Genomic DNA, 21,618 nt, shown 5'->3' on the forward strand with positions numbered 1-21,618 from the left:
TCAGTTGCCGACGCGGCGGCGCAGGTCCTGGAAGGCGGTGTAGTTGGCGATGGCCTCGATCCGGCCGGCCGGCGAGGTGCGCACCGCCTCGTCGAAGTCCTGGCACACCTCGAACCGCAGCCCCGCCACCTCGAGCCGGACCGCGAGGTCCAGCTTGCGGTCGCCGATGACCCGGATCGGGTGACCGGCCAGGCGGGTGTAGTCCACGTCCCACAGCCAGGAGGTGTCCGTGCCGTCGGCCCCGCGGGCGTTCACCGAGAGGATCACCGGGGTGGGCGGGCCGTCGATCAGCGAGAAGGTCTCCAGCCACCCGGCCGGGTTCTTCGCCAGCAGCAGCCGTACGTCGCGGTCCTGGAAGGACACCACGTCGTAGCGGCCGGCGACGGCCTGCACCTTGTACATCCGCTCCAGGGCGACCTTGGGGTCGACCCCGAACGCGGCCGCCGCGGCGGCCGACACGGCGGCGTTGGACTTGTTGGCACGGCCGGGCAGCTGGAGCTGGATCGGCCACGCGGACCCGTACGGGTCGATCACGTGGTCGCCGGACAACGCCCAGGTCGGCGTCGGGCGGCGGAAACCGCACTCGCCGCAGAACCAGTCCTCGGCCGGCCGCTGCAGGACACCGCCGCAGGAGGGGCAGGACCAGGCGTCGTCCTTCCACTCCTGGCCCGCCGCGACCCAGACGACGGTCGGGCACGAGGAGGCGGCCCAGGTGATCAGCGGGTCGTCGGCGTTGGCGATGATGATGGCGTCCGAGCCGGCCAGGCCCTCGCGCCACTTCTCGGCGAGCATGCGGGTCTCGGCGGCGCGGTCCAGCTGGTCCCGGGAGAGGTTGAGCAGGGCGATGGCCTTGGGCTTGACGTCACGGGCCACGCCGGCCAGGTACTTCTCGTCGACCTCGATCACGCCGTAGCGGGCCTCGGAGCCGCCGGCGAGCGCCGAGGTGATGCCGGCGGGCATGTTGGCGCCCAGGGCGTTGGAGACGACCTCGCCGTTGGCACGCAGCGCCTCGGCGAGCAGCCTCGTCGTGGTGGTCTTGCCGTTGGTGGCCGAAACGAGCACGACGTCGAGATGGGTCGCCAGCCGGGCCAGCAGATCAGGGTCGAGTTTCAGGGCAACCCGGCCGCCGATCACCGACCCGCTGCCGCGCCCCGCCGCACGCGACACTGCCGCCGCGGCCTTGCCCGCCGTCACGGCCAGCTTCGCCCGCGGCGACAGTGGCTCCGCATTGCCTGCCATCGTCTCCACATCCTCCTCGCGTCCGGCCCCGCGCACCTCCCCGGCGGTCGGGCCGGAGTGCGTGCCCCGGGCCGTTGCACCGGCCGGAAGGCATCGGTCGCCGATCAGCCTATCCACTTCCCCCACCGGCGCTGAAACGAGCCGCCCCCGTACGCTGGCCCGCATGCGACACGCCCCCATCCCCGGCAGCTCCGGGACCGTACGCCCGATGCGGCTGCTGGGTGACCCCGGGCTCCGGGAGCCCTGCCGCGACGTGACCGTCTTCGACGCCGAACTCGCCCGTCTCGTCGAGGACTTGTTCGCCACGATGTACGCGCACGACGGGGTGGGGCTGGCCGCGAACCAGATCGGCGTGCCGCTGCGGGTGTTCGTCTTCGACTGCCCGGACGACGAGGACGTCCGGCACCTCGGGTACGTGGTCAACCCCCGCGTCGTGCACAACGACGGGGTCGTGGTGACCGGCGAGGAGGGCTGCCTGTCGCTGCCGGGCGTCCACGCGGGCACCGCCCGGCACGACGAGACCGCCGTCGAGGGCGTCGACGCCGACGGCGCGCCGCTGCGCGTGGAGGGCACCGGCTTCTTCGCCCGCTGCCTCCAGCACGAGTGCGACCACCTCGGCGGCGGCCTCTTCGTCGACCGGCTCACCGGCCTGCGCCGCCGCCGCGCACTGCGCGCCGTCCGCCGGGCCCCCTGGGCGCCCGACAGGGCCTAGAGACGCGGCGCGCCCGGGCGGTCGCCCACGGCGGCGAGGCGGCCCCAGAGCAGGTCCGCGAGGTGGCGGACGAGGACGTCACGGGCGACGGGACGTTCGCCCAGCCACCAGTCCCCGGCCGCGTGCATCATGCCGACGATGCCGTGCCCCCAGACCCGGGCCGCCACCTGGCCCTCCGGGCCGAGGTCGAGGCGCTCGGCGATGACGTCGGCCAGTTCCTCGCCCATGCGGCGCAGCACGGGGGCGGAGTGGCGGCCGATGTCGAAACCGCGGTCGGAGTCCGCGGTGCTCTCGGCGGGGTGCATCAGGAAGCGGTAGACCTGCGGCCGGGCCTCGATGGCCGAGAGATAGGCGTCGAGGGTGGCCTCCACGCGGTCGCGGCGCTCGTTGGGGGCGTCGAGGGCGGCACGCAGATTGGCGAGCAGGGCGTCGGTGTGCCGCTTGGCCAGGGCTCGGTAAAGCCCGCTCTTGTCGCCGAAGTGACGGTACAGAATGGGCTTGGTGATGCCCGCCTCGGCGGCGATGGCGTTCATGGACGCCTCGGGGCCGTCCCGCAGCACGACGCGGTCCGCGGCCTCGAGGAGCTCCCTGCGCCGCTCCTCCGCCGCGGATGGCGTCCGCCGCTCCTGCCGCTGGCTGGTGTCCACCCGAGCCTCCCCGCCCGTTCGAATTTCCTCGCGCCTGCGCAACGTAACACCCCTCGTCCGGTTGACATCCCTTACCAGCCGGTAACACACTGGCGTTACCGCAAGTAACAAGCACGTGGAGGGGACGATGGGCGACTTCTCGCTCGAGCTCAACGACGACCAGAAATCGGTGCGCGACTGGATCCACGGCTTCGCGGCCGACGTCATGCGCCCGGCTGCGGCGGAGTGGGACGAGCGCGAGGAGACCCCCTGGCCGGTGATCCAGGAGGCCGCGAAGATCGGACTCTACTCGCTCGACTTCTACGCCCAGCAGTACTTCGACCCGACCGGCCTCGGCATCCCGATCGCCATGGAGGAGCTCTTCTGGGGCGACGCGGGCATCGGCCTGTCCATCGTCGGCACCGGCCTGGCCGCCGTCGGCGTCCTGGCCAACGGCACCGAGGAGCAGATCGGCACCTGGATCCCCCAGATGTACGGCGACGTCAACGACGTGAAGGTCGCCGCCTTCTGCTCCTCCGAGCCCGACGCGGGTTCCGACGTCGGCTCGATGCGCACCACCGCCGTGTACGACGAGACCAAGGACGAGTGGGTGCTGACCGGCACCAAGACCTGGGCGACCAACGGCGGCATAGCCAACGTCCACGTCGTCGTCGCCGTCGTCGACCCGGAGCTCGGCTCCAAGGGCCACGCCTCCTTCATCGTGCCGCCGGGCACCCCCGGACTCTCCCAGGGGCAGAAGTTCAAGAAGCACGGCATCCGCGCCTCGCACACCGCCGAGGTCGTGCTGGACGGCGTCCGCATCCCCGGGAGTTGCCTGCTCGGCGGCAAGGAGAAGCTCGACGAGCGCCTCGCCAGGGCCCGCGAGCGGGCCAAGGGCGGCGAGCGCGTGAAGAACGCCGCCATGGCGACGTTCGAGGCCTCCCGCCCGGCCGTCGGCGCGATGGCGGTGGGCACCGCCCGCGCCGCGTACGAGGTCGCCCTCGACTACGCCACGACCCGCACCCAGTTCGGCCGCCCCATCATCGACAACCAGGGCGTCGCCTTCCAGTTGGCCGACATGCGCACCCAGATCGACGCGGCCCGCCTGCTGGTCTGGCGCGCCTCCTGGATGGCGATCTCGGGCAAGCCCTTCACCTCCGCCGAGGGCTCGATGTCCAAGCTCTACGCGAGCGAGACGGCGAAGAAGGTCACCGCCCAGGCCATCCAGATCCTCGGCGGCAACGGCTTCACCCGCGAGTACCCGGTGGAGCGCATGCACCGCGACGCCGCCATCTACACCATCTTCGAGGGCACGAGCGAGATCCAGCGCCTCGTCATCGCCCGCACCCTGTCGGGCATGCCGATCCGCTGACGCCCGGCGCGCTCACGCCGCCGTCCCGGTCGACCCGGCCGCCTGCTCGGCGATCGCGAGGACGGCGGCGATGGTGTTCGCCGCGGGCGGGGCGGGCCTCACGGACGCGTCGACGACTTGGAGCCGGTCGACACCGTGCCGCCGCAGGAACCGCCGCAACTCGTCGGCCCCGTGGACGGCCGGCCCCGGCAACACCTCCCCGCCGTACCGGCGGGCCGGCGGAGCCGCTGCGCCGACCGCACGGGCGATGCGCAGCCCGGTCGGCATGCGGTCCACGTCCCGCTCGCCGGCCGGCAGCGCCGGGTCGTTCGCCGGCGGCACCGAGGGGTCGGGCGACTCCAGGCGTACCGAGCGGCGGCTGTACGGGGGTGAGCAGGCCGAACCCGATGGCGCGGCCCCCGGACCGGCTCACCCGGAACGCGCCGGGAGGCGTCAGCGGCGGCGGGAGGGGCGGGTGCGGGGGCGGGGGCGGAGGGCGGTTTCGAGGTCGTCGAGGGTTTCCATGAGCAGTTCGGCGCTGCGGCGGACGATGCGGTCGGCGTCCGAGGGGGGCCATGCGTCGAGCGTGGCGCGGACGGGGGCGAAGTCCGGGGGGCGCCGTTCGCGGACCGCGGTGGCGGCGTCCGCGGTGGCCGTGCGCAGGTGCAGGGCGAAGGGGGCGGCGTCCGGGACCGGGTCGGCGTCGGGGGCCGGGAGGTGGGCCTCCATGAGCATGGGGACGCGGCCCATGGCCGACAGGGCCGCGTCGGCGCCGTCGGCGGCGCGGCGGGACAGGCCGCGGCCGCGGACGGGTTCGGCGTCGGCGCGGGCGACCGCCTGGTCCCAGGCGAGCGCGGCCGCGCGGGCGTCCAGCAGGGCCGTGCGCACGGCCTCGCGCCGTCCCCGGGCGGGGGCGGCATGGGCCTCCATCGCGGCGGCGGCGTACCGCCCGGTGGCCTTGATGCGGTCGGCCAGCCGGTTCCGCAGCCGGGGTGTCTCCCAGGCCGGGAAGAGCGCGTACGCGGCCATCGCCAGCATTCCGCCGAGCAGCGTGAGGAGCACGCGGTCGGGCACCGTCTGCGTCCAGCTGGAGCCGGCCATGCCGAGCAGGAAGACCACGTACGCCGACGCGGCCACCTGGGAGACCAGGTAGCCGGTGCGCAGGAGGCCGTACATCAGGGCGACCGACACCACGGCCAGCACGGCGCAGGGGTAGGGCCCCGGGGCGAAGGACTGCATCACGGCGGTCGCCACGGTGACGCCCGCGAGGGTGCCGATGAAGCGGGCCACGCTGCGGCCGTACGTCTGGGAGAAGTCGGGCCGCATCACCAGCACCGAGGTCAGGGGCGCCCAGTAGCCGTGCCCGAGCGGCAGGGCCACGCCCAGGGCGTAGCCCGCGGGGGTGACGGCGGCCAGCCGGACGGCGTGCCGGAAGACGGGCGAGTCGAAACGGGCCTCGCCCCGTACGGTGCGCGTGGCGAGCGGCAGGAGTTCGGCCACGCCGGGGCGACGCAGGTGGGCGGTGTCGCTGCTCACCGAGCCGCCGCGGCCGGTGGCGGAGGAGACCGCCTCGCTGAGCAGCGCGACGAGCCGCAGCGCGGTGCGCCGGGCGGGCCCGGTCAGCCGCTCCTCCGGAACGGGGTCGACGAGCACCACGGCGTCCGCCTCCGGTGGTACGCGCACCGGCTGGGCCTCCCGTACCGCGCGCGCCACCGCGTCCAGCACGGAGGCCGCCGCGGCCAGCAGCTCGCGGGCCCGGTCGCGCTCCGGACCCTCGACGGCGGCGCCGACCGCGGGATCGGCGAGCGAGGCCAGCACGGGACGGATGCGCTCGGCCAGCACCCGCTTGCCGCGCAGCGCCGCCGGGCGCCGCCGCGCCTGCCGGTCGGTGATGACGGCGGCGTTGCGCGCGGTCATCAGCGGCTGGGGGTCGAACGGCGCCACCGGGTCGTGCCGCAGCCGGCGCGCGTAGTCCGCCTCCGCCGCGAAGGCGTCGGCCAGCGCGTCGCGCTGCCGGCCCCAGCGGCGCACCGGGAACAGCACGATCAGCCCCGCCTGCACGACCCCGCCCGCCGCGATGACCAGCGCGTGGCCGAAGGCGCCCAGCACGGAGGTCGGCAGGGTGATCACGACCAGCATGACGGCGACGGTGAGGGACGAGACGATGCCCGCGGTGGGCCCCAGCGCCCAGGCCATGCCCGCCAGGAACGCCCAGACCGCCAGCAGCACCACGAACACCCACCAGTGCGCGCCCGCCAGGTAGCCCAGGAAGGTGCTGACGGCGAGACCGGCACCGGCGACCAGCGCCAGCACCGGCCGGGGCCGCCAACTGCGCTGGAAGGTGGCCATGCCGGAGGCGAAGGCGCCGAAGGCCGAGGACGCGGCCACCGAGGGGCCGGCCAGCCACAGCGAGAGGCCGATGACGATGGCGACGCCCGCGGCGGCGCGCAGCGCGACGAGCGGTTCCAGCCCGGCGCGCTCGATCCGCAGCCCTTCGCGGGCACTGCGGCGCAGGGCGCGCAACCAGGTCATGAGCCTGAGGATAGGACGGGTAGGACGAGGAGGGCCGGGTAAGCGCAGCGCAAGATCCGTTCCGGCGAGTCCCAGGAGGCAGACCGCCATGACCGCCCCAGCACGCCGGGCCACCGTGCCGCCCGTGCCGCCCGCCCCGAGCCCGGTGCCGCCCTTCCCGCCCGACCCCGTACCGCCCGCCCCGCATCCGGTCCCCGGACCGACCCCCGACCCCGTGCCCGCGCCGCCCCCGCAGCCGGAGCCCGAGCCCGAACCCCAGCCGGCGCCGCAACCTCTGTAATGCCTGGTCAAGGCCGTGAAGCGAGCTGTCCCTGTCCCGGTGGGCGTCGCGTCTGGTTCAATGGGTGCCATGGCCAGCCTCACTGACACCGCGACAGGTCGCAGCGACCTCGAGCCGTTCTGGCCGTCCAGGCAGGAGTACCAGTTCGACCGGGAGTGTTGTCGCGCGGTCCCCGCGCGGACCCCGGCCCACAGCTGACGCCGTCCCCCGGTCGCCGCCCGCTGCCGGCCTCCCGGCGGTCCCGCGCAATACGTCGTCCCACGACCCTTCGCGCGAGAGCCGAGACCTCCATGTCCTCCAGCACCCAGTCCTTGCCCCTGCCCGCCGCGGGCCGCCAGCACCTGCGCGCCGTCCGCACCGGCGACGTCCCGCCGGTGCCGGACTTCCTCCCGCCCGGCGCGACCTGGCTGCCCGCCCCCGGCCACCTGATGCCCACGGGCGTCGGCGGGCCGCCGATGGTCGGCTACCTCGTCCTCGTCCCCGTCGAGGGACAGGCGGTGCCCCCGTCCCCGGCATCCGCCGACCTGCCGGTCACCGTCGACGGCGAGCGCCGCGTCGCCCAGGTGCGGGGCCGCGCACTCGACCTCACCTACCTGGAGTTCGAGCTGCTCGCCCACCTGGTGGCGCACCCGCACCGCGTGCACACCCGCGACCAGCTCGTCACCACGGTCTGGGGGTACGGCCACGTCGGGGACGGACGCACCGTCGACGTCCACATCGCCCGGCTGCGCCGCAAGCTCGGCCCCGAACACCGCGGCAGCATCGTGACCGTGCGCCGGGTCGGCTACAAGTACGCGCCGCCGGCCGCCCGCTGAGCCGTCCGGCGGACGGCGGAGGGGGGCCGGGCGGCGGCCGGGAGCGTTCCCGGAACCGGCGGAAACCCGGCTCTCCCACGGGTCCCGTCTGTAGCATGTCCCCCTACCGGACTATGGGTACGCTGTCACCGTTCCGGTGCGGCTCGACGCAGCGGGGAGCAGGTCCGGAGGGCGTGATGGCTGAGTCTCGGGAGTGGGCGCCCCCTGCGCCCGCGACGGTCGCCTGGCCGGCTCCCGCCGCCGCCCACATGTCGCTCAACGACGTCGGCGGCTTCGACTGGGACCTCGACCGCGACCGCATGCACCTCGACGAACACGCCCTGCGGACCGTCGACCTGCGCCCGCAGGACTTCGACGGCGATCCGAAGGCGCTGTTCTCCCGGCTGGCGCCCGACGAGGCCGGCGACGTCACCCGGACGATCACCCAGGCCCTCGGCGAGGGCCACTCCTCCTTCCGCGCCTTCAGCCGGCTCACCCGGCGCGACGGCCGCCGCGGCTGGATCCGTTTCCAGGGCCGCATCGTCCGCGACGGCACCGGCCGGGCGAACCGGGTGATCGGCATCGTCAGCGACGCCACCGACGAACTCGCCCAGGCGGCGGAGTGCCTGCGCGCGGACGAGGACCACCCGACCGAGAGCAACCTGGTCATGGAGGTCACCGCGTCGCTGGCCCGGGCCGTGACCGTGCGCGACGTGACCGCGGCCCTCACCGGGAACCCCAGGATGGACCGGCTCGGCATAGCCAGCCTCTTCCTCGGGCAGGTCGAGGCCGGCCGGGTCCACGTGGTGAGCGACGCCAAGGCCAGCAGTTGGGTGCCGTCGCTGCAGTACACGCGGATCGAGGACGAGTTCCCGATGAGCGAGGTCGTACGGACCCTCGTCCCGCGCTTCATCACCTCCGGCGAGGAGTTCGCCCGGCGCTACCCCAAGTTGTGGCCGCACATCGAACCGCTCGGCGCCTCCGCCGCCGCGTACCTCCCGCTGATCGCCCAGGGCCAGCCCATCGGCGCCCTGGGCCTGCTGTACCGGCACAAGCAGGGTTTCTCCCCGCAGGAGCGCCACCTGCTGATCGCGCTCAGCGGCAGCATCGCGCAGAGCCTGCAGCGCGCCATCCTCTTCGACCAGGAGCACGACATCGCGCAGGGTCTGCAGACCGCGATGCTGCCCCGCACCATCCCGCGCATCCCCGGCACCGAGATAGCGGTGCGCTACCGCTCCGCGCGGCTGGCCCGGGACATCGGCGGCGACTGGTACGACGTCGTGGCGATGCCCGGCGGCCGGGTCGCCGTCATCATCGGCGACGTCCAGGGCCACGACACCCACGCCACGGCCGTCATGGGCCAGTTGCGGATCGCGTTGCGCGCCTACGCCGGCGAGGGCCACCCGCCCGCCAGCGTCATGGCGCGGGCCTCGGCCTTCCTGTACGAGCTCGACACCGACCGTTTCGCCACCTGCCTGTACGCGCAGGTCGACCCGGCCACCGGGTCCGCCCTGCTGGTGCGGGCGGGCCACATCGACCCGCTGGTCCGGCAGGCCGACGGCACCGTGCGCGTGCTGCCCACCGCGGGCGGGCTGCCGCTGGGCCTGTCCGCCCAGTTCGGCAGGCCCGACTACCCGGTCACCCCCGCCGAACTCGGCCCCGGCGACACCCTCCTGATGTTCAGTGACGGACTCGTCGAGCGGCCCGGCGCCGACCTCGACGTCGGCGTGCGGCGGCTGTCCGGGGCACTGGGCGAAGGCCCGCGCGAGGTCGGGGACCTCGCCGACCACCTCACCGCCGTCATGGGCGAGCAGGCCACCGACGACGACATGGCCCTGCTGCTGCTCCGGCGCGACAGCGACGCCTCCCCGCACCCGCCGCACCGGCTGCACCGGCACATCGCCCCCGGCGACCCCGAGGCACTCTCCGAGGCCCGGGCCATGGTCCGTGACGCCATGGCGGGCTGGGGCCTGCGCGACCGGGTGGACGAGGCCGAACTCGCCGCCGGCGAGCTGATCACCAACGCGCTGGTGCACACCGACGGCGGCGCCGTGCTCACCCTGCGCATGCTCCCCGACGCGTCCCTGGCCCACGCCACGCCGGACGCCACCCGGCGGCTGCGCATCGAGGTGCACGACCTCGCGGCGAACTGGCCGCGCCGGCGCCGACCCGGCGACGGCGAGGTGTCCGGGCGCGGTCTGCTGCTGGTCGACCGGCTCGCCGACGCGTGGGGTGTGGAGCCGCACGGTTCGGGCAAGGCAGTGTGGTGCGAATTCCGCGACCGCAGGAGCGGTTCGGAGCCCCTCGGGCACTGACGGTGAGGGTCCGCCGGCATACCGTTCGCGCCGGTCACGCACCCTGGATTCACCCGGACGGCTCACCCGCCACGACACACCGCCCGATTGGACGCAGGCTGTCGGTGAGGAGCCAAGAAGCCACTCTGCTCACATGCTGGCCGCGCCGGCACCGGGGAGGTCTGCGATGCCGACGGTGTCTACGAGCGTGATCGTCACCCGTACCGTGGAAGAGGTCTTCACCTTCCTTGCCGACGCCCGCAACCTCGCGTCGTGGAACTCCGGTATCGCCGCCGTGGCGGCGGACGCCGTACCCCCCGGCGAGCGGGCCGTCTACCGTTACCACTATCCGGGCCGCCACCGGGAGCACCGGCTGGAATGCTCGGTCTACCAGCCCTGCCGGCGGATCGCCTACCGCGGCCGGCGGATGTGGAGCCCGCTGGGCACCCAGACGCCCGAGTTCGCGTTCCGGATGCTGCCGCACTCGCGGGGCGCGTTCGTCCAGCTCCAGGTCACCTGCCAGCTCGGCGGCGGCATGCTGCTGCTGAGCCCCTTCCTGGGCTGGGCCTGGCGCCGCGACCTCCCGGAGGACGCGCGCCGGCTGCGCGAGGCCCTCGGCGACCACACCGTGGCGCCGCCCCTGCTGCCGCCTCCGCCACCACCTGCGGCGATGGGGCCGCTCAGGGCGGCCCAGGCCCGGGCACCGGCGGGCGAGGTCGTCGGAGCCGTTCCCGCGCCGCCGGCCAGGGGGCTGCGCCGTGCGATGGCCCGTGTAGCAGGTCAGGGCCGGATCGGCACGGGCAGCTGACGGATCCGCTGGAATCCCGGCCGCCCGGCCGGTTCGCTGACAGGCTGGACGCCGTACGTGCCCCCCGCACCACAGCACAGAGAGGAACCGCAGATGGCGGAGCAGGCCCGCATCGGCGTCACCGGACTCGCGGTCATGGGCCGCAACCTGGCCCGGAACCTCGCGCGGCACGGCCACCCGGTGGCCTTGTACAACCGCACCCCGGCCAGGACGCGCTCCCTCGTGGAGGAGTTCGGCGGCGAGGGCGAGTTCCATCCGGCGGAGTCCCTCAAGGAGTTCGTCGACTCACTCGAACGGCCCCGGCGCATCATCATCATGGTCAAGGCCGGTGCCCCCACCGACGCCGTGATCGACGAGCTGGTGCCGCTGCTGGAGCCCGGCGACATGGTCGTCGACGGCGGCAACGCCGACTACCGCGACACCCGGCGCCGGGAGAAGGCGCTGCGCGAACAGGGTCTGCACTTCGTCGGCACCGGGATCTCCGGCGGCGAGGAGGGCGCCCTCAACGGTCCCTCGATCATGCCGGGCGGCTCCGTGGAGTCGTACGAGTCGCTCGGCCCGATCCTCGAGGACATCGCCGCCAAGGTCGACGGGGTGCCCTGCTGCACCCACGTGGGCCCGGACGGTGCCGGGCACTTCGTCAAGATGGTCCACAACGGCATCGAGTACTCCGACATGCAGCTCATCGCCGAGGCCTACGACCTGCTGCGGCACGCCGCGGGCAAGCGGCCGGGCGAGATCGCGGAGATCTTCCGCACCTGGAACTCCGGCCGCCTGGAGTCGTACCTCGTCGAGATCACCGCGGAGGTGCTGGCCCACACGGACGCCGACACCGGCAAGCCGTTCGTCGACGTGGTGCTGGACCAGGCCGGCCAGAAGGGCACCGGCAGCTGGACGGTGCAGAACGCCCTGGAGTTCGGCGTCCCCGTCTCCGGCATCGCCGAGGCGGTCTTCGCACGGTCGCTGTCGGGCAGCGCGGAGCTGCGGGCCGCCTCGCGCGGACTGCCCGGACCGGCGGAGACCTGGCTGGACAGCGCGGCGGGCGACCGCTTCGCGGACGACGTCGAGCAGGCGCTGTACGCCTCCAAGATCGTCGCCTACGCCCAGGGGTTCAACCTGATCCAGGCGGGCAGCAACGAGTTCGGCTGGGACATCGACGCGGGCTCGATGGCGACGATCTGGCGCGGCGGCTGCATCATCCGGGCGCGCTTCCTCAACCGCATCAAGGAGGCGTTCGACTCCGAGCCGGGCCGTCCCACCCTGCTGACGGACGCGCACTTCGCCGAGGCACTCGGCAACGCCCAGGCGGCATGGCGGCGGGTCGTCTCCACGGCGGCACAACTCGGCGTGCCCGCGCCGGGGTTCTCCGCGGCGCTGGCGTACTACGACGCCCTGCGGGCGGAGCGGCTGCCCGCCGCGCTCATCCAGGGGCAGCGCGACTTCTTCGGCGCCCACACCTACAAGCGGGTGGACAAGCCCGGCTCCTTCCACACGCTCTGGGGCGGCGACCGCTCGGAGAACCCGGCCGACTGACGCCGGCTGACGCCTGATGTCGCGTGGGCCCGGTCACGGCCGGGCCTACGCGGCGACCGGTGGGGTGATCACCTGCTCCGCCCAGACCGTCTTGCCGGTCTCGGTGTAGCGGGTGCCCTGGGCGTCGGTGAGCTGGGCGACGATGGACAGCCCCCGGCCGTCCTGGTCGCTGGGCGCCGCGTGGCGCGGGTGCGGGGCGGCGCTGCAGGAGTCCGACACCTCGCAGACCAGGACCCGGTCGCGGATGATCCGCAGCCGGATCGGCCCCGTGGAGTACCGGATGGCGTTGGTGACGAGTTCGCTGACGACCAGGGTGGTGGTGAAGGACAGCTCCGGGAGCTTCCAGTCGGTCAGCAGCCGGTCCGTCCAGGCCCGTGCCTCGGCCACCGCCGCGGGGTCGTTGGACACCTCGCGGGTGGCGACGTCGCCGGCGTCCAGGGCGCGGGTGCGGGCGGCGAGGAGCACCGGCTCCGAGCCGGGCGCGGCGGTGCGCAGGACGCCGTCCAGCACCGTCGCCGGCTCGGCCGCCTCCTCGCCGCCGGCGGGCAGCACGCGCAGCCCGGTGACCTGGCCGGCGCCCTCCGAGCCGACGGGGAGCCCGTCCGTGCCGCAGCTCAGCAGCAGCACGCTGCCGGGCGGCACGTCGCACTCGGTGACCTCCGGCTCGCCGGGCACGGGAGCGGCCTCCTCCGCCGCATCCAGGGGTGTGGCGGGCAGCGCCTGGGCGGGGTAGCCGCCGCACGCCACGGTGCAGCGGCAGGCCACCGGGTCGTAGACGACGATCAGGCACCGGTCGGCCTCGTCGGCGACGGGGGTCGCGGTGGGCCGGTGGAGCCGGGAGATGACCTCGCCAGGGCTCATGTCGAGCAGTATCAGCGCCCGGACCGCGGCCTTGAGCTGGCTCATCGCCGTCGCCGCGGGGACGCCCTGCCCGCGTACCGAACCGGTCACCAGGGCCACCCGGGCGCTGGGCAGCGGGATGACGTCCACCCAGGCCCCCGGGGCCGCGGCAGGCGGCAGATGCCCCTGGGGATCCTCGATCGCGGTGACCCGCGGCCCCTGCGGCGCCAGCAGGGCCTGCTGCAGGATCCGTCCGGCGGCGTTCTGGACCAGGCGCCGGCGGGCACCGTCCAGCAGCCGGGCGGCCCTGCGGGCCAGACGGCCGGCCGCCATCAGGTCGGCCCGGGAGAAGGAGGGGGAGCCCGTCGTCCGGTAGAAGGCCGCGACCCCCAGGACGACACCGCCGACGTCCAGCGGCATCACGAGCAGGGAGTGCGTGCCGGTGATCCGCAGCAGGGGGGCGCGCACCGGGTCGCGGGCGAGCCACCCCGTCTGCGGGCGGAGGTTCATCACCAGGTGCGGCCGCAGGTCGGTCAGCGACGCGTGGTACGGAGTCCTGGGCGGCAGGCTGCTGACGTCGCCGACCTCGTAGGCGCGCGGGATCGCGGTGCCCCGGGCCGCCCGGAAGGCCGCCCGGCGGAAGGTGAGTCCGGTGGCGGGCAGTCCGGAGATGGCGGCCTGCTCCGAGACGGTGGCGTCCGAGACCTCGACGGCGGCGAAGTCGGCCACGGTGGGCACGGCTGAATCCACGAGCTGCTGGGCTGCGTCGTAGGACCACGGCCGGTCCACAGGGCCGGCCTGGGGCGGGAGGGTGGCACAGAGCATGACGGTCGCCTCGGGTGAGGTCGGGGTCGGCGGAGTGTTTGGTAGGCATTTCAAACACTTGTCTTCTGCCTTCGAGGTTGCCTCTCCGGCCGGGCGAACGCATCCCCGTCGATCCGCAGAGGTCATCCGGGATTTCCCGCAGAGGTGACTGCGGGTTTCCCGCAACACCGGCGGCGCGGGCTGCCCGCCGCGCGCGCCCGATCTACCGTGTGTGCTATGGACGTCCTCAGCCGCCCCGACGGCAGGCAGCCGCACCCGGTCATCTCGGTCGTACTCGCCGACGACCACCTGGTGGTGCGCGCGGGCATGCGGCTGCTGATGGCCGCCGACCCGGCCTTCGAGATCGTCGCCGAGACCTCCACCGTTCCGGAGACCATGGAAGCCGTCCGGCGCCACCACCCGAGGGTGCTCGTCCTGGACCTGACCATGTCGGGCAGGTCCAGCCTGCCGACGATCCCGGCACTGCTGACCGAGTCGCCGAGGACCCGCATCCTGGTGCTGACCATGCAGGAGGACCCGGCGTTCGCCCGGGAGGCGCTGCGCACGGGGGCGGCCGGCTACCTGCTGAAGGAGGCCGCCGCCGAGGAACTGCTCGCCGCCGCCCACCAGGTCGCCGGTGGCGCCACCTATGTGCAGCCCTCGCTGGGGGCGCGGCTGGCCGTCGAGGACCTGGACCTGGCGGAACGGCACCACGAGGAGCCGCTCACCGACCGGGAGGCGCAGGTGCTGACCCTGCTGGCGCTGGGGCACACCAACCAGGAGATCGCCCGGCGCCTGTTCGTCTCCGTACGGACGGTGGAGACCCACCGGTCACGGCTGCGGGACAAGCTCGGCAAGGACAGCCGGGCCGAGTTGATCGCCGCGGCCAGAGAGCGCGGGCTGGTGGCATGACGCCGTCCGGCCCTGGAAGGACCGGGACGCGCCTGGCCCTGGAGGGGCTGGGCACCTGCCTCCTGGCGGCGGCGACCGTCATGGAGGTCACCGACCGCTCGCAGGGCTGGGAGCTCGTCCTCGCCCTCGCGGCGGCCGTCTGTTATGTGCTGCTCACCCCCCTGGTGGCGCCGCGGCAGCGGCTGTGGCTGGTGGTGGCCATCGCCTTCGCGCTGATGCTGACGGTGGCCGGGACGGTCCGCGTCGCCCAGCAGCCCTCGCTGAACGTCCTGCACGTGCTGCCGCTGCTGCTGGTCGCCTACGCGCTCTTCGCCGTGCGTTCCTCGGCGCGCCGGGATGCGAGGCTGCGCCGCGAGCGCGTCAGGGCCCGGCACGACGGCGAGGAGCGCGAGCGCCGCCGCTGGGCGCGTGAGCTGCACGACGACACCCTGCAGGAACTGGGGGCGGTCCAGGTAGTGCTGTCCACCGCCGCCGCGGACGGGCGGCCGGAGGCCATGCGGGAGGCCATCGACCAGGCACGGGGCCTCGTCGGCAACCAGATCGCCTCGCTGCGGCACCTGATCGTCGACCTGCGTCCGGTGGTCCTGGACGAGCTGGGGCTGCGCCCGGCGCTGCAGGCGCTGTGCCGGCGTTCCTTCGAGACGTACGGCATCCGCACCGAGTTGCGGCTCGGCGCGCACGCGGACACCGTCGGCGGCCTGCTCACCGCCGAGACGCAGGCGCAGATGTACCGGATCGTCCAGGAGGCGATCACCAACGCCGTGAAGCACGCCGAGCCGACCCGCGTCGTGGTCAGCCTGGAGAGCGACCAGCGCTCCGTGCACGTGGCGATCACCGACAACGGGCACGGCATGGCCGCGGCGACCGCCGCGGGCCGCGGCACCTTCCGCGCCGCGGAGCCGCCGTCGCCGCAGACCCGGGGCATGGGCCTGTCCGCGATGCGCGAGCGCGCCGAGCTCATCGACGCCCGGCTCGCCGTCCGCAGCGCCCCGGGCGAGGGCACGACCGTCGACCTGCGGGTGCCGTGCGAGCCGCGCGAGGTGTCCGGCGAGGGGTGAACACGGGCCGCCTGCGCGGGCGGGGACCTCGACCGGCAGTATGGGGGCGTGCGACTGACGCCTGTGACCTGGGAACGGCTGACCGAGGCCGTCGTGGACCGCGTGCTGGAGCTGAAGCCCGACGACGGCGGCGAGCGTCCCAGGGTCGCCATCGACGGGGCCCCGGCCGCGCGCCCGGACGTGCTGGGGGAGGCGCTGGCACAGGCGCTGCGGCTCAGGGGCCGGCCGGTCGTCCGGGTGCGGGCACAGACCTACTGGCGGCCCGCCTCGCAGCGCTACGAACCGGGGCGCCACGACTCCGACGCCTACTACGAGCGCTGGCTGGACAACGGGGCCCTGTGGCGGGAGGTCTTCGACCCGCTCGCGCCCGGAGGCACCGGGCGGGTGCTGCCCTCGTTGCGGGACCCGGTGACCGACCGCGCGACGCGGGCCGGGTACGAGGAACTCCCGCCCGGGGGCGTGCTGTTGCTGGAGGGCGCGCTCCTGCAGGGCTACGGCTTCCCCTTCGACCTCTGCATCCACCTGCGGATGTCGGGGGCGGCCCTGGCTCGCCGCACACCGGAGGACGAGCGATGGACGCTCCCGGCGTACGCCCGCTACGAGCAGGAGACGGCGCCCGGCGAGAGCGCGGACGTCCTGGTGCACACCGACGACCCGCGGCACCCGGCCTGGACCGGGTGACCCGGCGGCCCTTGCCGCCGCACCGCGGTGACCGTTAGCGTCGCGGACCACCATGACTGTCGCCATCGCTCCGCTGACCACCGAGCACGTCCCCGAGGCAGCGGCCCTCCTCGACCGCTGGCACGCCAGGGCCCGCAAGGCGCTGCCCCACCAGTCCGGCCGGACCACCGCGCCGCCGCCGGGGGAGGAGCTGCTGGGCAAGATCCTGGCCGAGCCGCGCGTGGAGGCCGTCCTCGCCCGAGGCGGTGACGGGGCGCTCACCGGCTACCTCGCCGCGACCCCGCTCGACCTCGCGGAGGACGACCGGGCGGGCTTGCGCGTCCATCCGCGCTCCGCGCTGGTCTCGTACGGAGGGCACGCGCTGCGCGGCGGCCGGGACGGGGTGCGGGAGGACGTGCTGCGCGGGCTGTACGCGGCGGTGGCCGCGCGCCTGGTCGCGGAGCGCCGGCCGGTGCACTACGTGGACCTGCCCGCCGACGAGGCGGTCGCCTCGGCCTGGTTCCGTACCGGCTTCGGTCTGGAGCGGGTGCGGGGCCTGATGGCGGTGCGGCCGCGCGGACGGCAGCCGCGCGGTGTGGACGCGCTGTCGGTGCGCCGCGCGGGGCCCGGCGACCTGGACCGGATCGGGCGGATGGCGGTGGAGGCGGCACGCGCGGACCGCGGGACGGCGGTGTTCCGGCCGCAGCCCGAGGGGGCGTTGGCGAGACTGCGGACGCACTACGCGACCGCCCTGGCCGACGCGCGCTGCGGGGCGTGGGTCGCCGCCCGCAGGGGCGAGGAGATCGGCATGGTGGTACTGACACCGGCCGCGCCGGGCCCCGTCGTGCCCGACGGGTGCGTGGAACTGGTCGAGGCGTACGTGACCCAGGCCGCGCGGGGCGAGGGCATCAGCCGGGTGCTGCTCGCGACGGCGCTGGCGTGGGCGTACGACAGCGGCTACCGGCACATCACGGCCAGCTGGCCGGCGGGCTCGCCGGTGTCGGCGGCGCACTGGCCGGAGGTGGGCTTCCGGCCGGTGGCGTACCGGCTGCAACGGGTGCTGGACCCACGAATGTGCGGGGCACCACAACGTTGACAAGTTTGAGTGGCACGAAGCACTCCTCTTTCACTGTTAAACTAGTTTCAGATCGCCCGGCGGACCCAGGAGCGTCCGCGGCGAACCCCCAGCTGCCCCGGCCAGATCCCCCCGTCCTGGCCGGGGCTTTCCCTTTGTTTTTGGTCTAGACATGACCAACTCATGGGAGTACCTTCGCTGTTGGTCTAGACCTAGTGCCTGCGGGCTGCGCACTGCTCTCAGAACTCCCCCACGTTCTCCGAGGAGCGAAGCATGCACAGGAAATTCGGCGCCGCCGTCGTCGGCCTGGGCCTCGTCGGGCTGTCCTTGCTCGGCACCGGCAGCGCCTGGAGCCACGGCTACACCGACGCCCCCATCAGCCGTCAGAAGCTCTGCGCCAACGGCACCGTGACCAACTGCGGCGACATCCAGTGGGAGCCGCAGAGCGTCGAGGGCCCCAAGGGCTTCCCGTCCTCCGGCCCGTCCGACGGCACCCTCTGTGCCGGCGGCAACAGCCGGTTCGCCCAGCTCGACAACCCGCGCGGCGGCACCGGCTGGCCCACCACGAAGGTGACGTCAGGTCAGAACTACAGCTTCCGCTGGCAGTTCACCGCCTCGCACGCGACCAGCGACTTCAGGTACTACATCACCAAGCAGGGCTTCGACCCCAGCCGGCCGCTCACCCGCTCCGCGCTGACCCTCACACCGTTCCTGACCGTCAACTACAACGGCGCCCGGCCGCCCGCCACCGTCACCCACCAGGGCACCATGCCCAGCAGGACCGGACGGCACATCATCCTGGCCGTCTGGTCCGTGGCGGACACCGGCAACGCCTTCTACGCCTGCTCCGACGTGCAGTTCTGACCCTCCGCAGCGGGCCGGCGGCCGAGCAGCCGCTCCCGCACGGCGTCGGCGGCACCGCCGCCGGCGCCCGACCGCTCCGTGCCGCCCACGCCGTCCGTGCCGCCGGTGCGGGCGGCACGGACCCGTGTCCCGCCATCCACCACCAGCTCGGCGCCCGTGATCCAAGCCGCCTCGTCGGAGGCGAGCCAGCGCACGGCCCGGGCCACGTCGCCGGGTTCGCCGATCCGTCCCATCGGCAGCCCGGCGGCGATCGCGCGCTCGGCGTCCTGCCACACGAAGCGCGCCATCTCGGTGCGCACCAGGCCGGGGGAGACCGCGTTGACCCGCACCGCCGGGCCGAGTTCGCCCGCGAGCTGCGCCGTCAGGTGCAGCAGCGCCGCCTTGCTGGTGCCGTAGGCGCCGACGTTCGGCCCGACGTGCCCGGCCCCCTCGGTGCAGACGTTGACCACCGCGCCGCCGTGCTCGCGCATCCAGACCCGCCACGCCAGCTGGGTCAGCCGCAGGGGCGCCTCGACGTTGACCGCGAACGCGGCCCGCCACTGGTCCGGGTCGGCCTCCACCAGCGGACCGTACGGAAGGTTGGTGGCGGCGTTGTTGACCAGGACGTCCAGGCCGCCGAGCGCGCGCACCGCGAGCGCCGCGCACTCCGCGAGGTGGCCGGAGTCGGCGACCGTCCCGGCCAGGGTGGCCACGGTGTGCCCGGCGGAGCGCAGCCGCCCGGCCGCCGCCTCCAGCCGGACCGGGTCGCGGGCGGTCAGCAGGACGCGCGCGCCCGCGGCGGCCAGTTCCGCGGCGACGGCCAGGCCGATCCCGCCGGACGCGCCGGTGACCAGCGCCGCGCGTCCGGCGAGGGGGAGGGGTTCCGCCATGGGATGACACTGCCATGACGGACCGTCAGTTTCCAGGGTGCCGGCGACCTGAGGGCAGGGGCGCGGCGGTCAGGGAGTCAGCGGGTCAGCGGGTCAGGGGGTCAGGGGGTCAGCGTCCACTTCTGGTTGGCGCCGCCGGTGCAGGTCCACAACTGGAGCCGGGTGCCGTTGGCGGAGTTGTTGCCGGTGACGTCCAGGCACTTGTTCGCCTGCGGGTTGACGATGTCGCGCGCACCGGAGAGGACCCACTTCTGGTTGGTGCCGCCGCCGCAGTCCCACAGCTGCAGCTGGGATCCGTCGGCGGTGCCGAAGTCCTTGACGTCCAGGCACTTGCCCAGGGCGCGCAGGGTGCCGTCGGAGGCCGCGGTCCACTGCTGGGCGGCGGTGCCGTTGCAGTCGTAGAGCTGGACGGGGGTGCCGTTGGCGGGGTTGGCCCCGGCGACGTCGACGCACTTGCCGGCCAGGCCCGTGATGCGGCCCGTCGTGCCGCCCCCGCCCCCGCTGTCGGAGGTGGTGACGCGGACGTAGTCGACGACCAGCTGCTGCGGGAAGGCGGTGCTGCCGTCGGGGTCGCCCGGCCAGTAGCCGCCCACCGCGAGGTTGAGGATGACGAAGAACGGCTTGTTGAACACCCACGGGCGGCCGCCGAGGTCGGCGGGGGTGCGCCGCTGGTAGACGGTGCCGTCGACGGACCAGCTGATGGCGTCCGGGCTCCAGTCGACGGCGAAGGTGTGGAACGCGTCGGCGAAGGCCTGGCCGCCCGGCAGGGTGTAGCCCGCCCCGATGCCGCCGGAGCCGAAGTAGTCCGGGCCGTGGATCGTGCCGTGGACGGTGCCGGGCTCGAAGCCGACGTTCTCCATGATGTCGATCTCGCCGCTGGCGGGCCAGCCGACGTCGCCGATGTCGTTGCCCAGCATCCAGAACGCGGGCCACATGCCCTGGCCGCGCGGGATCTTCATCCGGGTCTCGACGTGGCCGTAGGTGGTGGTGAAGCGGCCCGAGGTGTTGAGCCGGGCGGAGGTGTACTGGCAACTGCCGTACCAGCACTGGTAACCGGCGGGGTTCTCCCTGCGGGCGGTGATGACGAGGTGGCCCTGGCCGTCGAGGGCCGCGTTGCGGTTCCCGGCGGTGTAGTACTGCCGTTCGTGGTTGTTGACGTTGTCACCGGTCTCGATCTGCCACTTGCCACCGTCGACGGCGCTGCCGGCCGCGCCGTCGAACTCGTCGGCGAAGGTGGTGACGGCGGCGGTGGCGGCGGGGGCCGCGGGGAGGGGGCGGTCGGCGGGACCGGTGGTGGTGAGGGCGGCGAGGGCGAGGAGTCCGGCGGTGGCGGCGGTGAGCAGGCCGCGGGCGCGCACGCGTCGGCGCGGGCGGGGGCGTGGGGGGAGTGCCTTCACAGGGGCGCTGCCTTTCGGGGCGGTCGTGGGGGGTGACGGACGGAGGGCCGGGCACGATAGTCATGCACCTGACATTTCTTGAACCCTCGTGCGTGGGGGCGCGGGATTCCCGTCCGTATGCGTTCAAGGCTTAGTTCACGCCGTGATTGAACTGCCGCCCCCAGGCGCCGTCAAGAGGTCTGGACCAAGAAGGGCGGGCGGGCCCGCGCGGAGTCCCGCCCGGTCCCGCCCGCCCCTGCCGGCGCCGCGACGCGTCACGTACCGGGCTTGCGCCCGTACACATACACGTCGTCACCGTTCTTCAGCAGGCTCCAGTACTTCTTGGCGTCCCCGCTGCGCATGTTCACGCAGCCGTGCGACCCCGGCGGCGACCACACGCTGCCCGCGATCGAGTGGAACGCCTGCCCGCCGTCGAAGAACTGGCTGTAGGGCATGGCCACGTTGTAGAGCGTCGACCAGTGGTCCTTGTGGCGCCAGTAGATCTTCTTGGACCCGGTGCGCGTCTCGTAGCCGTTGCGGCCCGTCCGCACCGGGACCGGCCCGAACGTGAGCTTCTTGCCGTCCTGTATCCAGCTCAGCTGCCGCGTGAGGTCCACGCACGCGATCCGCCCCTTGTTCGTGGGGCACTTGCCGGCCTTGTTGGGATTGCTGCCCGCGGCCTTCTGGGCGTTCATGATCTTCATGACGCCCCAGGTCACCGGGCCCGCGTAGCCGATGTTCGGGGATATCCCGTTCTTCGTCTGGAAGGCGCGTATCGCCTTGCAGTCGGCCGCCGACTGCTTCCCGTCCACCGGCCGCCCCAGGAACTTCTCCACTTGCTTCTGGTACGGCCCCTTGCTCGTCGTGCACGACGACGCGGCCTGCGCCGTGCCGCCCCCCGCCACGACCGGTGTCACGGCCATCACCGCCACCGCGAGGGCGGCCCCCGCCCGTCGTCCCGCTGACGCTCCCGCTCTCATCGCATCCCCTT

Annotated in this window: 19 protein-coding genes and 1 pseudogene; 11 read left to right on the top strand and 9 right to left on the bottom strand. The window is 74.0% G+C overall.

Annotated elements, in window-relative coordinates; translation table 11 throughout:
- On the bottom strand, nucleotides 1–1,239 hold the full coding sequence (locus OG937_36860; GenBank protein WUD76878.1) for a MurT ligase domain-containing protein: 1,239 nt from the start codon (nucleotides 1,237–1,239) through the stop codon (nucleotides 1–3).
- Between the two features lie 163 nt (nucleotides 1,240–1,402).
- Between OG937_36860 and def the strand changes: the two genes are divergently transcribed.
- On the top strand, nucleotides 1,403–1,951 hold the full coding sequence (gene def / locus OG937_36865; protein ID WUD76879.1) for a peptide deformylase: 549 nt from the start codon (nucleotides 1,403–1,405) through the stop codon (nucleotides 1,949–1,951).
- Here def and OG937_36870 read toward each other — a convergent pair.
- Entirely contained in the window at nucleotides 1,948–2,598 is a 651-nt protein-coding gene (locus OG937_36870; GenBank protein ID WUD76880.1) for a TetR/AcrR family transcriptional regulator, read from the bottom strand. The two genes, def and OG937_36870, sit on opposite strands and share 4 nt — an antisense overlap.
- A 127-nt stretch (nucleotides 2,599–2,725) precedes the next feature.
- On the opposite strand from OG937_36870, the gene OG937_36875 reads away from it, so the two are divergent.
- Nucleotides 2,726–3,949 (top strand): acyl-CoA dehydrogenase family protein, encoded by a 1,224-nt coding sequence (locus OG937_36875; GenBank protein ID WUD76881.1) that lies wholly within the window; start codon nucleotides 2,726–2,728, stop codon nucleotides 3,947–3,949.
- Nucleotides 3,950–3,961: 12 nt separating this feature from the next.
- Here OG937_36875 and OG937_36880 read toward each other — a convergent pair whose 3' ends face one another.
- From OG937_36880 to OG937_36890, 3 genes and pseudogenes are all read right to left on the bottom strand, one after another.
- Nucleotides 3,962–4,144, bottom strand: a complete 183-nt coding sequence (locus tag OG937_36880) for a GMC family oxidoreductase (protein WUD79005.1) — start codon at nucleotides 4,142–4,144, stop codon at nucleotides 3,962–3,964.
- Nucleotides 4,121–4,303 (bottom strand): annotated as a pseudogene (locus OG937_36885) (glucose-methanol-choline oxidoreductase). The gene OG937_36880 and the pseudogene OG937_36885 overlap by 24 nt, the downstream one beginning before the upstream one ends.
- 78 nt (nucleotides 4,304–4,381) lie before the next feature.
- A complete protein-coding gene (locus OG937_36890) occupies nucleotides 4,382–6,460 on the bottom strand; it encodes an FUSC family protein (GenBank protein ID WUD76882.1) in 2,079 nt (692 codons plus the stop codon).
- Nucleotides 6,461–7,030: 570 nt separating this feature from the next.
- On the opposite strand from OG937_36890, the gene OG937_36895 reads away from it, so the two are divergent.
- The 4 genes from OG937_36895 to gndA all read left to right on the top strand — a co-directional run bounded on the left by OG937_36895 (nucleotide 7,031) and on the right by gndA (nucleotide 12,169).
- A complete protein-coding gene (locus OG937_36895; protein ID WUD76883.1) occupies nucleotides 7,031–7,555 on the top strand; it encodes a winged helix-turn-helix domain-containing protein in 525 nt (174 codons plus the stop codon).
- A gap of 176 nt (nucleotides 7,556–7,731) precedes the next feature.
- On the top strand, nucleotides 7,732–9,849 hold the full coding sequence (locus OG937_36900) for a SpoIIE family protein phosphatase (protein ID WUD76884.1): 2,118 nt from the start codon (nucleotides 7,732–7,734) through the stop codon (nucleotides 9,847–9,849).
- Between the two features lie 166 nt (nucleotides 9,850–10,015).
- Nucleotides 10,016–10,636: an SRPBCC family protein gene (locus OG937_36905; GenBank protein ID WUD76885.1), complete on the top strand. Its 621-nt coding sequence runs from the start codon at nucleotides 10,016–10,018 to the stop codon at nucleotides 10,634–10,636.
- A 93-nt stretch (nucleotides 10,637–10,729) separates the two neighbouring features.
- Nucleotides 10,730–12,169, top strand: a complete 1,440-nt coding sequence (gndA, locus tag OG937_36910) for an NADP-dependent phosphogluconate dehydrogenase (protein WUD76886.1) — start codon at nucleotides 10,730–10,732, stop codon at nucleotides 12,167–12,169.
- A 45-nt stretch (nucleotides 12,170–12,214) separates the two neighbouring features.
- Here the strand turns inward: gndA and OG937_36915 are convergent, their stop codons facing one another.
- Nucleotides 12,215–13,834 (bottom strand): serine/threonine-protein phosphatase, encoded by a 1,620-nt coding sequence (locus OG937_36915; GenBank protein WUD76887.1) that lies wholly within the window; start codon nucleotides 13,832–13,834, stop codon nucleotides 12,215–12,217.
- Between the two features lie 216 nt (nucleotides 13,835–14,050).
- Here OG937_36915 and OG937_36920 point away from each other — a divergent pair, with 216 nt between their 5' ends.
- The 5 genes from OG937_36920 to OG937_36940 all read left to right on the top strand — a co-directional run bounded on the left by OG937_36920 (nucleotide 14,051) and on the right by OG937_36940 (nucleotide 18,382).
- Nucleotides 14,051–14,725, top strand: a complete 675-nt coding sequence (locus tag OG937_36920; protein ID WUD76888.1) for a response regulator transcription factor — start codon at nucleotides 14,051–14,053, stop codon at nucleotides 14,723–14,725.
- Nucleotides 14,722–15,783: an ATP-binding protein gene (locus OG937_36925; protein WUD76889.1), complete on the top strand. Its 1,062-nt coding sequence runs from the start codon at nucleotides 14,722–14,724 to the stop codon at nucleotides 15,781–15,783. Before OG937_36920 ends, OG937_36925 begins: the two co-directional genes overlap by 4 nt.
- Before the next feature lie 48 nt (nucleotides 15,784–15,831).
- A complete protein-coding gene (locus tag OG937_36930) occupies nucleotides 15,832–16,464 on the top strand; it encodes a uridine kinase (protein ID WUD76890.1) in 633 nt (210 codons plus the stop codon).
- 52 nt (nucleotides 16,465–16,516) lie between these two features.
- Nucleotides 16,517–17,539, top strand: coding sequence for a GNAT family N-acetyltransferase (locus tag OG937_36935; protein ID WUD76891.1), 1,023 nt, complete (start codon nucleotides 16,517–16,519; stop codon nucleotides 17,537–17,539).
- A 252-nt stretch (nucleotides 17,540–17,791) separates the two neighbouring features.
- Nucleotides 17,792–18,382, top strand: a complete 591-nt coding sequence (locus OG937_36940; protein ID WUD76892.1) for a lytic polysaccharide monooxygenase — start codon at nucleotides 17,792–17,794, stop codon at nucleotides 18,380–18,382.
- Here OG937_36940 and OG937_36945 read toward each other — a convergent pair.
- The 3 genes from OG937_36945 to OG937_36955 form a co-directional block, all read right to left on the bottom strand.
- Nucleotides 18,355–19,251: an SDR family oxidoreductase gene (locus tag OG937_36945; GenBank protein ID WUD76893.1), complete on the bottom strand. Its 897-nt coding sequence runs from the start codon at nucleotides 19,249–19,251 to the stop codon at nucleotides 18,355–18,357. The genes OG937_36940 and OG937_36945 overlap by 28 nt on opposite strands.
- A gap of 101 nt (nucleotides 19,252–19,352) precedes the next feature.
- Entirely contained in the window at nucleotides 19,353–20,648 is a 1,296-nt protein-coding gene (locus tag OG937_36950; protein ID WUD76894.1) for a family 16 glycosylhydrolase, read from the bottom strand.
- A gap of 254 nt (nucleotides 20,649–20,902) precedes the next feature.
- The gene (locus OG937_36955) at nucleotides 20,903–21,550 is read right to left on the bottom strand and encodes a L,D-transpeptidase family protein (GenBank protein ID WUD76895.1); all 648 of its coding nucleotides are present in this window, start codon (nucleotides 21,548–21,550) and stop codon (nucleotides 20,903–20,905) included.
- Nucleotides 21,551–21,618 lie beyond the last annotated feature (68 nt).

It is taken from the genome of Streptomyces sp. NBC_00510 (assembly GCA_036013505.1).
Classification (GTDB): Bacteria; Actinomycetota; Actinomycetes; order Streptomycetales; family Streptomycetaceae; genus Actinacidiphila.